9 protein-coding genes and 1 pseudogene are annotated in these 9,701 nt (G+C 54.7%); 4 read left to right on the forward strand and 6 right to left on the reverse strand.

Features of this window, described 5'->3' with window-relative positions; translation table 11 throughout:
• Positions 1-373: 373 nt before the first annotated feature.
• A complete protein-coding gene (gene queD / locus ACIQYF_RS23380) occupies positions 374-730 on the reverse strand; it encodes a 6-carboxytetrahydropterin synthase QueD (protein WP_402866581.1) in 357 nt (118 codons plus the stop codon).
• A 202-nt stretch (positions 731-932) separates the two neighbouring features.
• On the opposite strand from queD, the gene ACIQYF_RS23385 reads away from it, so the two are divergent.
• From ACIQYF_RS23385 to ACIQYF_RS23395, 3 genes are read left to right on the forward strand one after another with little or no spacing between them, the layout of a single operon-like run.
• Positions 933-1,247, forward strand: coding sequence for a PepSY domain-containing protein (locus tag ACIQYF_RS23385; protein ID WP_402866584.1), 315 nt, complete (start codon positions 933-935; stop codon positions 1,245-1,247).
• Positions 1,247-1,915 (forward strand): response regulator transcription factor, encoded by a 669-nt coding sequence (locus tag ACIQYF_RS23390; RefSeq protein WP_402866587.1) that lies wholly within the window; start codon positions 1,247-1,249, stop codon positions 1,913-1,915. Before ACIQYF_RS23385 ends, ACIQYF_RS23390 begins: the two co-directional genes overlap by 1 nt.
• On the forward strand, positions 1,912-3,231 hold the full coding sequence (locus tag ACIQYF_RS23395) for a sensor histidine kinase (protein WP_402866590.1): 1,320 nt from the start codon (positions 1,912-1,914) through the stop codon (positions 3,229-3,231). Before ACIQYF_RS23390 ends, ACIQYF_RS23395 begins: the two co-directional genes overlap by 4 nt.
• Before the next feature lie 45 nt (positions 3,232-3,276).
• Here ACIQYF_RS23395 and ACIQYF_RS23400 read toward each other — a convergent pair whose 3' ends face one another.
• Together ACIQYF_RS23400 and ACIQYF_RS23405 are read right to left on the reverse strand one after the other, a co-directional pair.
• Entirely contained in the window at positions 3,277-4,032 is a 756-nt protein-coding gene (locus ACIQYF_RS23400; protein ID WP_402866602.1) for a methyl-accepting chemotaxis protein, read from the reverse strand.
• 102 nt (positions 4,033-4,134) lie between these two features.
• Positions 4,135-5,424: pseudogene (locus ACIQYF_RS23405) on the reverse strand (HAMP domain-containing protein); the annotation flags it as partial.
• 305 nt (positions 5,425-5,729) lie between these two features.
• Here ACIQYF_RS23405 and ACIQYF_RS23410 point away from each other — a divergent pair.
• The gene (locus ACIQYF_RS23410) at positions 5,730-7,049 is read left to right on the forward strand and encodes a Na+/H+ antiporter family protein (RefSeq protein ID WP_402866606.1); all 1,320 of its coding nucleotides are present in this window, start codon (positions 5,730-5,732) and stop codon (positions 7,047-7,049) included.
• Between the two features lie 15 nt (positions 7,050-7,064).
• Here ACIQYF_RS23410 and ACIQYF_RS23415 read toward each other — a convergent pair whose 3' ends face one another.
• From ACIQYF_RS23415 to fabB, 3 genes are all read right to left on the reverse strand, one after another.
• Positions 7,065-7,925, reverse strand: a complete 861-nt coding sequence (locus ACIQYF_RS23415; RefSeq protein WP_402866593.1) for a pirin family protein — start codon at positions 7,923-7,925, stop codon at positions 7,065-7,067.
• Positions 7,926-7,982: 57 nt separating this feature from the next.
• Positions 7,983-8,399 (reverse strand): OsmC family protein, encoded by a 417-nt coding sequence (locus ACIQYF_RS23420; RefSeq protein WP_402866596.1) that lies wholly within the window; start codon positions 8,397-8,399, stop codon positions 7,983-7,985.
• A 120-nt stretch (positions 8,400-8,519) separates the two neighbouring features.
• Positions 8,520-9,701 (reverse strand): beta-ketoacyl-ACP synthase I (gene fabB, locus ACIQYF_RS23425; protein WP_402866599.1); only part of this gene is annotated, 1,182 nt, incomplete at its 5' end.

Here is a 9,701-nt window from a genome sequence, read left to right on the forward strand (position 1 = left end):
CGTGACCGCTGGCCTGGTAGGAGTGAGCTTGTTTTGTGGTTTTTGAAAGATCGTTAAAGATCAAAAGACCGCGAGACAGGCTCGCTCACAGTGGCCTCGTGCAGTACTTAAGTGAGCAGCGTGACAACTAAAGTACTGGACATACATCCTTCTGTGCCCCCGCGCTGGCTTGCAGCTCAAATTTCGGGCACAAAAAAACCACCGTCCAAAGTGTAATACTGCCACTTAATGTGAAACAGACCCTGTAGGAGTGAGCATGCTCGCGATCTTTTGATCTTTTAAAAAATCGTGAGCACTTTCGTTCGTACAGTGGGTCTTGCGCAGTTCTTAAGTGAACAGCATTGACCATTCAAGGTGGTTCTATCTGAGTAGCTTAGTCGCCGTAATAAATACAGCCGCTCGTGCACGTTTCATGAATTCGAATCGCGGACAGCTCTGGAAGCAGAGGTTTCAATTGCTGCCAAATCCATTTGGCCAATACTTCGCTGGTCGGGTTTTCCAAGCCTGGAATATCGTTCAAATAGTTGTGATCGAGCTGTTCATAAAGCGGTTTGAAAATTGCTTTGATTTCCGAGAAGTCGCGGATCCAGCCTGTTTCAGGAGCAATCTCGCCGCTCAAATGAATTGCAACCTTGAACGAATGCCCGTGTAAACGGCCGCACTTGTGGCCTTCCGGAACGTAAGGCAAACGATGCGCTGATTCAAAGGTAAACTCTTTAAAAATTTCCACGGTGTTTATAGCTCTGAAGAAGTGGCTATCGCCTTGGCGATGAATGCAGGACGGCAGTTTAGCAGCTAACGCGTTGCGAGCGAAAAAAGCGCGTTCAGTTATCCGCCTGCCGGTCCAAAGAATTCAGTTTCGATTAAGGCCGCGGAGATATAGTTCGTTTTTTCACGTGCCACTACGCATGGTACGAAGCAAGAGGTAAGTGATGACAGTGAGTGTTTACGTTCGCGGGGTTGTTGCACTTATATTCTTCGCATTCTGTTCTGTGGCCCTCTCGCGAGACTTGGGGCAGGACGAAGCGTTACGTTTGCGTGAGCAAGGCGTGATCCTGCCCTTGGAACAAGTGCTCCAAAAGGCTATTAAGCGCTACCCGGATGCAAAGCTGCTGGAAGTCGAGCTGGAGGAAGATGACGATATTTATGTGTATGAAGTTGAGTTACTGACGCCCAGCGGTGTCGTTCGGGAGCTCAAGCTCAATGCCGCAGATGGCCAATTGCTCAAAGATAAGGTTGATGATTAATGCGGCTGTTGCTTGTAGAAGATCACGTCCCCTTGGCAGACGAACTGATAGCTGGGTTAAAACGCTTGGGGTACGCGGTAGATTGGTTGGCCGACGGCCGCGATGCCGTTTATCAGGGTAAGAGCGAGCCGTATGACCTGATTGTTCTTGATTTGGGCCTGCCGGGAGTCCCTGGCATCGACGTGCTCAAACAATGGCGTGCAGAGGGGGTGAATACGCCAGTGTTGATTCTGACCGCCCGCAGTTCATGGTCTGAACGCATTGAGGGTCTCAAGGCCGGAGCTGACGACTACGTGACCAAACCGTTTCATCCTGAAGAATTGCAGTTGCGGGTTCAGGCGTTATTACGCCGCTCTCACGGACAGACAAATCAGCCCCTGCTCAAGTCAGCAGGACTGCATCTGGATGAGTCGCGCCAATGCGTTATCAATGATGGGGCAGAAGTACAGCTGACTGCCGCCGAGTTTCGACTCCTGAGGTACTTCATGCTTCATCCTCAGCAGATCCTCTCGAAAAGCCATCTGGCTGAGCATCTCTACAACGGTGAAACAGAACGCGACTCGAATGTGCTTGAGGTTCATGTGAACCACCTACGCCGCAAGTTAGGCCGCTCGGTAATAGAAACCCGTCGCGGTCAAGGCTACATGTTCGGGGCTGCTGGCCAGTGAAATCCATCCAGCGGCGCTTGAGCATTGGTCTGGTCAGTGTCCTGTTGGTGGCGGGTTTGGTGGTCAGCCAAGTGAGTTTCTGGTTATTTGAAAATGGCCTTCAACGTTATCTTGAATCCGGCCTGCAGAATGACAGCGAAAATTTGTTAGCCGCACTGATCCGCGGTTCTCAAGGTCTGCAACTGGATGAGCGGCGGCTCTCGCCCGCCTACCAGCGCCCTTTTTCTGGCCACTACTTCAGCATTGAATTTGGCGACACCCATTGGCGCTCGCGCTCGTTGTGGGACGCACAACTGCCTCGACCCAGCCAACCAGGACCGGACAGCACGCTGCAGCCTGGCCCGGAAGGGCAAATGCTGCTACTTCTACGCAGTGACTACCAGCGCTTTGGCCAGCCAGTTTCAATCACCGTGGCTCAGGACTACACACCGATACGTGAAAGTTTCAAGCAGGTGCAACGCATCGGTTTGGGCATTGGCATCTTGACGCTCATGATCATCTTGCTAATTCAGCGGCTCACGGTTCGTCGAGCACTCCGGCCGCTGGAGACAGCGCGCAAACAAATTGTTCAGTTGCAGTCAGGTCAGCGCTCACAGCTTGATGCACGGGTGCCTCTTGAGCTTGAACCCCTGGTGACGCAAATCAATGATCTGCTGGCCCATACCGAAGACACCCTAAAGCGCTCGCGCAATGCGCTGGGCAATTTGGGGCATGCACTAAAAACCCCTCTGGCCGTCTTATACAGTTCACTCAATGACAAACGACTGGAGGACTGCCCAGACCTACAGCAACGGCTGCGTGAGCAGTTGGAACACATACAGCAACGCATGAGTCGAGAGCTTAACCGTGCGCGTCTGGCAGGAGATGCATTGCCGGGCGCTCAGTTTGACGCGGATGCAGAGCTGTCCGTTTTGCTGTCCACCCTCGGCATGATTCATGGCGATCACCTCGAGCTCAAGCTAAATGCTTCACCGGGGCTGCACATGCCCTGGGACCGTGAGGACATGCTCGAATTGCTTGGCAACCTATTGGATAACGCCTGCAAATGGGCTGACGCTCAGGTAGAGCTGACGATTCGTCAAGCCTCGAACGGTTTTATCATTGAGGTTCAGGACGATGGTCCTGGTATTCCTGAAGCCGAACATGATCAGGTTTTCAGTCGAGGTACCCGTCTAGACGAACAAACCAGCGGTCATGGCTTGGGTTTGGGCATCGTGCGCGACATTGTAGAGGCCTGGGGAGGGGAGATGCAGCTTGAAACCGGAACCCTGGGCGGGCTTCAGGTGGTCATCAAACTGCAAGGGCGCAAGCATTAAAGACGACGGCTACCCGATAGTCGCCGTCGCTTGTTTTCTAGCACCTCAGACGCGGAACTGATCCATCAGTTTCTGTTGTTGGTTAGCCAGCGAATTAAGCGACTGGCTAACGCGTGCAGACTCATTGGCTTGCCCAGACAATGATTCCGTAACATCGCGAATAGTGGCTACGTTGTGGTTAATCTCTTCGGCCACAGCACTTTGCTCTTCCGCTGCGCTGGCAATCTGCAAGTTCATGTCGGTAATCACCGTTACCGCCTCACCGATTTGTTGCAAGGCCGTCACCGCGTGTCCTACTTGCTCCACGCTGCCTTGAGCTTGGCGATGACTGTTGCCCATCGATGTCACGACCTCTTGAGTACCGACTTGCAGCTGTTCAATCACCTGACGCGTTTCCTCGACCGACTCCTGAGTCCGTCGCGCCAGATTACGCACTTCATCTGCCACCACGGCGAACCCGCGACCCGCATCTCCCGCCCGTGCTGCCTCAATCGCCGCATTCAAGGCGAGTAAGTTAGTTTGTTCGGCAATCGCGCGAATCACCTCCAGTACAGTGCCGATTTTCTCGCTGTTGGCCGCCAGCCCTTCAACTTGTCTCATGGCCACACTCATGTCGGCAGCCAAGTGATCAATGCTGGAGGTGGTGCGATCAATAATGGTCAAGCCCTGACGCGTTGCCTGATCAGCATCCCGCGCTGCTTGTGCGGCCTGTGCTGCGCTGCGTGCGACGTCTTGAGCGGTTGCGCTCATCTCATGAGACGCCGTGGCGGCCTGATCGACCTGACGGTATTGCTGCTCCATGCCGGCGCTGGTTTGGGTGGCAATAGACGCTGACTGATCGGCGGTGCTGCGAGCATCCTGTACCGAGCGTTTAACCTCGGCAATGATTGGTTGCAGCTTGTCCAGGAAACGGTTGAACCAGCCGGCCAGTTGGCCCAGTTCGTCTTTTTTGTCGTAGGCCAGCCGACGCGTCAGATCCCCTTCACCGCTGGCAATGTCTTCAAGCATGTGCGCGACGCTCAGGATAGGCCGGGTAACGCTACGGGCCATCAGCCACACCAGCAACAGACCCATGACCGCCGCCAGTGAGCCCAGGCCAAGTTCAATCAGGGTGCCGTCAGTATTGCGCTCTTTCAGCTCAGCTTGCAGCGCTTGGGCAGGTCCTACTAATACCTGCTCAGGTACGTCGAGCAATACGCCCCAGGCTTTGCTGCCTGGAATCGGAAAAAACGGTGTCAGCACTTTCAGGCGCTGAGAGCTGCGGATGCTATGTGTTCGGTCCCCGCCAGCCATCATCCCCATCAATTGAGCGCCATCGTCCGGGTCTATCTGGCCCAGACGCTGGCTGAGCTTGCTGGCATCAGCACTGAAACCGGCCAGCACCCCGGCCGAGCTGATAATGCTCACATGGGTTTGCCCGTCGTACAGCTTCTTGCTTGCTTCCAGACTCATGGCCTGCAAACTGTTGAGATTAATATCAACCGAAAGCGAGGCAATCACCTTGCCGTTGACCATCAATGGGAAAACGATGCTGGTCATCAGCACTTTTTGCCCGTCAATTTCATAGAAGTAAGGTTCGATGATGCACGGCTTGAGTGTCGTGCGCGGGCAGGTAAACCATGAGTTATTGGCTTGGCCGCTAGGTCCGATACTGGTGTCAGTCATGTCGGATTCAGGCAATGCCATTGACGTCAATTTGCCCGGTGTCGGTTGCGACCAATAGAGGGCGAAACGGCCCTTTTCATTGCTTCCAAGCACGTGTTGTTGGTCAAACAACTGATCTTTGCCATCCAGTGCATTGGCCTCAAAAACCAGCGATAAACCCAATAAGTCAGAGTTGGCCTGCAGTGCCGACTTGACTTGGCGAGTCAGGTCTTCGCGAAGATCGAATGCATCCAAAAAGCGTTTTTCAGATTGCTCACGCAAAAACAGGACTTGGCGGGCAAACCCGTTGCCGTATTGGTAGGCGTCCATAAACTGACGGCTAATGGCCTGGGCCTGTGCTTCCCCCTGCGCTTCAATACGCGCTTGAGCGGACTCATCAAGCATCTTCGCGCTTGAGGCCTCTACAAGGCTGGAGGTGTACTCCATGCGGTAGAGAGAAAGCCCCACCAGCAGGGCGACAACGCCCACGAGGCAGAGCCCGGCGAGGAGGGTGATTTTCCATTGAATGGAAAGCTGTCTGAGCGACATGGAAACATCCTAAAGAGAGGCTTACCCCGTTAACGGCAGACCCACATATTTCTTTATGAACAGAACCAAAGAATCGCATTAAAAAAACATGCGTAAGCCCTGTAAACACTAAGGTTAAAACGGTTTATCTCATGGATTTCGATAGCGGCAGGCTTGCGCTTTGACAAGGCGGCGATGCTGCTGCAAAGTGTGCGCCCTCAAATAAGTCCTTCCTTCCAAATCCGGCGACTGGAATAGCAGTCTATTGCCCGGAATTTCCCGCTTTACGGTGTTTTTATCGTCATGCGAACTATGAGGTTGTAATGATGAATGCAGTAATTGCCGCGGTCGGCATCATGTTGGTGCTCAGTCTGTCCCGTGTGCATGTCGTGATCGCCTTGATTGTGGGGGCCGTCGTTGGCGGTCTCGTCGGGGGGCTGAGCATCGAAGCCACGCTTGATGCGTTCAACAGCGGCTTGGGCGGCGGGGCAACCGTTGCGTTGTCCTACGCCATGCTCGGCGCCTTCGCGGTCGCGATAGCCAAGTCCGGGCTGGCTCATGCATTGGCTGATAAAGCCTTGGTCATGGTCAATAAACAGCAGGGGATCGGTGGCAACCAAATCAAATGGCTATTGATAGGCTTGTTGCTGGTGGTAGCCATTTGCTCACAAAACATCCTGCCCATTCACATCGCGTTTATTCCCTTACTGGTTCCGCCCCTGCTGTATGTACTGACCAAACTGAAGATTGACCGCCGTTTGATCGCCTGCGTCATGACCTTTGGCTTGATCACGCCCTACATGTTCCTGCCTGTAGGGTTTGGCAATATTTTCCTCAATCAAATCTTGCTCGCCAACGTCAGTAAAAGTGGCGTCGACATCAGCCATGTCAATGTCACCCATGCCATGGCAATTCCTGCGTTAGGCATGCTGTTTGGCCTGTTGGTCGCGGTGTTTATCAGCTATCGCAAAAAGCGCGACTATGATTTGGCCAAAATCGAGCAAGTCGAACAAACAAGCGTTAGCTACAACCCGATAACCCTGCTGGTGGCCGGGGTAGCCATCGCCGCAGCGTTCATTATTCAGCTATGGCTGGGTTCGATGATTATCGGTGCACTGGCCGGTTTTCTGATTTTCTCGGTGTCGGGCATTGTGCGTTGGCGCGAGACAGATGACCTGTTCACCGAAGGCATGAAAATGATGGCCATGATTGGTTTCATCATGATTGCCGCCTCAGGTTTTGCTGAAGTCATGAAAGCCACTGGCGAGGTGAAATCACTGGTTGAAGCCTCTGCGGGGTGGATCAATCACAGCAAAGGCTTAGGTGCATTACTGATGCTCTTGGTTGGCTTGCTGGTCACCATGGGTATTGGCTCTTCGTTTTCGACCGTACCGATCCTGGCGGCGATTTTCGTCCCGCTGTGCGTGCAGTTGGGCTTCAGCCCAATGGCCATCGTTTGTATCGTTGGAACGGCGGGGGCCTTGGGCGATGCGGGGTCTCCTGCGTCAGACTCAACCTTGGGCCCGACTTCCGGTTTGAACATTGACGGCCAGCACCATCATATTTGGGACACCGTGGTCCCGACGTTCCTGCATTACAACCTGCCGCTGCTGGCTTTTGGTTGGCTCGCCGCCATGGTCTTGTAAGCCGCGCACAGGCTCTCAGGGAAGTTCGATCCGACCGTCTTCTCCGGGGACGGTCGGCCAATCACCTGCCGCCCAGCGTGTTCTGGCCCGTTCAATCAGCGCGGGGTCGCTGGCAACAAAGTTCCAGTTCATGCGCCGTGGTCCATCCAGCGGCGCGCCACCGATCAGCACTGCGTGGCAGTCACTTTCAGCACACAACGTCAGCTCTTCCCCGGCAGGCAGCAGTACTAGAGTACGGGGTTCAAGGGGCTGGCTTTCCAGCAGCGCATCGCCTTGCAACACATACAGCGCCCGCTCCTGATGTTCGGCCGGAATAAGCAGTGTCGTGGCGGTTTGCATCTTCACTTCGGCGTACAACGTAGGCGATAACACCGGCACGGGTGATGTCAGACAAAAGCCTGAACCTGCTATTAACCGTATCCTTACACCCAGGTTATCGCTCACGGGCAAGCTCTCGGCAGTGTGGTGGCTATACAGTCCTTTACCTTGCTCATGTTCTTTGGGCGACGCCAGCCACACCTGTAGCCCATTTAAGGTCGAGCCCTGTGTCAGTAGCGAGGAGGGGGTACGTTCAATGTGGGCAATCGCCGCGCCGGCTGTCATCCAGCTGACTTCACCCGGCCCAACCTGCTGGTCCGAGCCCAAGCTGTCTTTGTGTTGCAGTTGGCCTTCAAACAGATAGGTCAGTGTGGACAGGCCAATGTGCGGATGCTGTCGGATATTCATCCCGTTACCGGGTGGATAATGCGTCGCCAGCATGTGATCGAAAAACACAAAGGGCCCGACACTGCGGCATCTGGCCGAAGGCAGCGGGCGCAAGATAGGCTGGCCCTCAACATCCTCGGCGCGTGGCTTAATCACGGTGAATGTAGGCATGGGCCAGCCCTGGAATAGAACAAGCGTTGAGCATAGCCCAACGCTCCGAGTCCGGCCTTACTGGCTGAACGCGCCTTCAGATAAGTGGGTTTCGATGGTGACATCGGCCGTGGTCATCAACTTATGCACGGGGCATTTGTCCGCCACGTTATGCAGTTCATGGCGTTGTGCGTCCGTTAACACGCCCTTGAGGGTCAGTTTGACGTGCAGTGCATATTTGCCATTTTGCTCTTCGCTGGCATCGTGCTTGACTTCAACCGTGACGCCCGTGAGCGGGATGTCTTTCTTTTGCGCATACAGCTTGAGGGTCAATGCCTTGCACGCGCCCAGGGCAGCATCGAAATAATCATGCGGGCTTGGGGCGCAGCCTTCGCCACCCAATGTTTTGGGGAGATCCGTGAACACTTCGTGATCGTCGATTTTAATGCTGTGACGAAAACCTTCGTGGGACGCGGTATTAACGGTAACAGTCATGGCAAACCTCGGAGTGGAGTGATAAAGGTCTTGATCTTTATAGAGCACCCTGCGAGCGGTACGTTCCATGAGGCAAAAAAAAGCCCCGACCGGGGCTTTTTTATTGAGCGTGCGGAGGGCTTACTTGCCTTCCCAGCGCTTCAGCACCAGAGTGGCGTTAGTGCCACCGAAGCCGAAGCTGTTGCTCATAACGGTGTTGATAGTGGCATCTTCACGCGTCTTGGTCAGGATTGGCATGTCAGCGACAGCCGGATCCAGCTCTTCAATGTTGGCGGAGCCGGCAATGAAGTTGCCTTCCATCATCAGCATGCAGTAGATCGCTTCGTGAACGCCGGCAGCGCCCAAGGAGTGGCCCGACAGGCTTTTGGTCGAGCTGATAGGTGGCGCTTTGTCTGCGAAGACTTCACGAATGCCTTTCATCTCGGCTACGTCGCCGACCGGAGTCGATGTGCCGTGTGTGTTGATGTAGTCGATGGGGGTATCAACGGTCGACATTGCCATTTGCATGCAGCGGATAGCGCCTTCGCCGCTCGGTGCAACCATGTCGTAGCCGTCAGACGTTGCGCCGTAGCCAACGATTTCAGCGTAGATCTTGGCACCCCGGGCCAGAGCATGTTCCAGCTCCTCAACCACCACCATGCCACCACCACCGGCAATGACAAAACCGTCACGCTTGGCGTCATAGGCGCGGGAAGCTTTTTCCGGGGTTTCGTTGTACTGGCTCGACAGTGCGCCCATGGCATCGAACAGGAACGATTGGCTCCAATGCTCTTCTTCACCGCCGCCAGCGAAAACGATGTCCTGCTTGCCCATCTGAATCTGTTCCATGGCGTTACCGATGCAGTGAGCACTGGTGGCGCAGGCAGAAGCGATGGAGTAGTTCAGGCCCTTGATTTTGAACGGGGTCGCCAGACAAGCCGAAACAGTGCTGCTCATGGTCCGCGTTACACGGTATGGGCCGACGCGCTTGACGCCTTTTTCGCGCAGGATGTCGAGCGCTTCCATCTGATTCAAGGTCGACGCGCCGCCGGAACCGGCGATCAGGCCAGTACGCGTATTGGAGACTTGCTCCTCGGTCAGGCCCGAATCAGTGATGGCGTCTTTCATGGCCAGGTAAGCGTAAGCAGCTGCGTGGCCAACGAAACGATAAATCTTGCGATCGATCAGCTCTTCGAGGTTCAGGTCAATGGAGCCGGAAACCTGGCTACGCAGACCCATTTCGGCATATTCCGGGTTGAATCGGATACCAGGGCGACTTGCACGCAGGTTAGCGGAGACGGTCTCTTTGTCATTGCCCAGGCA

Origin of the sequence: Pseudomonas sp. NPDC096917, assembly GCF_044762555.1 — a bacterium.
Taxonomy (GTDB): Bacteria; Pseudomonadota; Gammaproteobacteria; order Pseudomonadales; family Pseudomonadaceae; genus Aquipseudomonas.